Source organism: Synechococcus lacustris str. Tous, from assembly GCF_003011125.1.
Classification (GTDB): Bacteria; Cyanobacteriota; Cyanobacteriia; order PCC-6307; family Cyanobiaceae; genus Synechococcus_D; species Synechococcus_D lacustris.
In genome coordinates, this window is record NZ_PXVC01000188.1 from 1 (window position 1) to 1,362 (window position 1,362).

Sequence of the window (1,362 nt, forward strand, 5' to 3'; positions counted from 1 at the left end):
CTGCAAGCGGGCACCTGAGAGGTCTGCCTCCTGCCAAAAGGAAGCCTCTGCAATGCAATCGGAGAGATCAGCTCCCCACAGCAACGCTTCCTGTAAAAAAGCACCGCTCAAATTCACTGCATTGAGCTGGCCATGGCCAAACCTACTAGCGCGAAAACAACTGCCCCTGAGATCGGCCCCGCCAAGGTTTAGATCAGCAAAATCGGTATCAACCAACTCAAGCCCCTGGAAAGATCTACGGCCAGCTAGCCATTGCTCACRCAGCTGCTCTAGATCCTGCGGCGGGTTCCCTGGATCAAGCATGGCAGGAGTTAGAGCACAGCTTGTAGGGCGGATAGTTGCTGCTCACGGGCGGTGAGCAGCTGCTTTTCAGCGGCAAGTAGTAAACGAAATACACCACGATCAAGCACCTCATAAAACACAAGGCTGCCCTCTGGCCTGCGGGCTACCACCCCAGCGATTGTTAGGAGCTTGAGGTGTTTAGAAACCAAGGCCTGGCTAAGGCCTGTGCACTGCACCACAGCGGTTACGTTGAGGGGGCCCTCCCTTAATGCTTCAAGCACCATCAGGCGATTGGGCTCGCTGAACACCTTGAAATATTCAGCAAGGGCCTCCAAGGGTGCCGCCATCAGCAGTAACACGGATTAACAACGTATAAACCTAAGCGGATTCAACACTCCAATCAAGACGTTGTTACTTCTATTGTTTTTGCTTGTTCTGCTGTATAACAGATACGTGATATCGCAAAGATGGCTATGCCGAGAGCCTGGGAGCAGAAGGAGGCCCTGTTGGAGCAGCAGCACAACCAGCTTGAACAGGGCTTGGAAGATTTGATTGCTGGCGGCTCTGAGCCAAGCCACTTGCCCAAAATGATGCATTTAATTCAAAAATTGAAACTGCACTTGCGCCTGGAAGAACGCTGGCTAAGCGAGGCCGGCTGCCTCTGCCAAGGCCATCGCCTCAGCCATCAAGAACTGCTGGGCTCCATCGAGCAACAACTACCCCAATGCCTCAACCATGGGGGCCTGCGCCTCAATCTGCTCATGGATGTGCAGCAGTGGTTTTATCAACATCGCCATGGCGCAGATGCCATCGCCTATGCAAGGGCAAAAGCAACYCAACTCGTAAAACAATGAAARGCACCACTCCGCACCTCAGGGAAGATCTGCTAACCCCCCGCTTCTACACCACAGAAATYAACAAGGCAGCCCGCACAAATCTGAAACCAAAACAACGTTATTTTGAAGCAATGCTGCAGGAAATGGCAACAGATCACAACTGCGATCATTTTGATCGCCGCGCTCCCCTGCAGCGGCTGCAGGCGCTTGATCCAATTGAAAAGCAGGCCTATGAAAGTTATTT

The 1,362-nt window shown here is 52.6% G+C and carries 3 protein-coding genes and 1 pseudogene; 2 read left to right on the plus strand and 2 right to left on the minus strand.

Annotated features, from left to right (window positions below; translation table 11 throughout):
- Both C7K08_RS14135 and C7K08_RS14140 read right to left on the minus strand, forming a co-directional pair.
- Positions 1-303, minus strand: a 303-nt coding sequence (locus C7K08_RS14135; protein ID WP_133165319.1) for a pentapeptide repeat-containing protein, incomplete at its 3' end; no start/stop codon positions are given.
- Between the two features lie 8 nt (positions 304-311).
- Positions 312-629: an ArsR/SmtB family transcription factor gene (locus tag C7K08_RS14140; RefSeq protein ID WP_241537282.1), complete on the minus strand. Its 318-nt coding sequence runs from the start codon at positions 627-629 to the stop codon at positions 312-314.
- A gap of 126 nt (positions 630-755) precedes the next feature.
- Here C7K08_RS14140 and C7K08_RS14145 point away from each other — a divergent pair, with 126 nt between their 5' ends.
- Positions 756-1,136: a hypothetical protein gene (locus C7K08_RS14145; RefSeq protein WP_133165320.1), complete on the plus strand. Its 381-nt coding sequence runs from the start codon at positions 756-758 to the stop codon at positions 1,134-1,136.
- Positions 1,133-1,362: pseudogene (locus C7K08_RS14150) on the plus strand (magnesium-protoporphyrin IX monomethyl ester (oxidative) cyclase); the annotation flags it as partial. The gene C7K08_RS14145 and the pseudogene C7K08_RS14150, both read left to right, overlap by 4 nt.

What these genes read in the sequence shown, in the direction of transcription:
- C7K08_RS14140 (WP_241537282.1), bottom strand. Translation starts at nt 629, where the DNA reads ATGGCGGCACCCTTGGAGGCCCTTGCTGAATATTTCAAGGTGTTCAGC.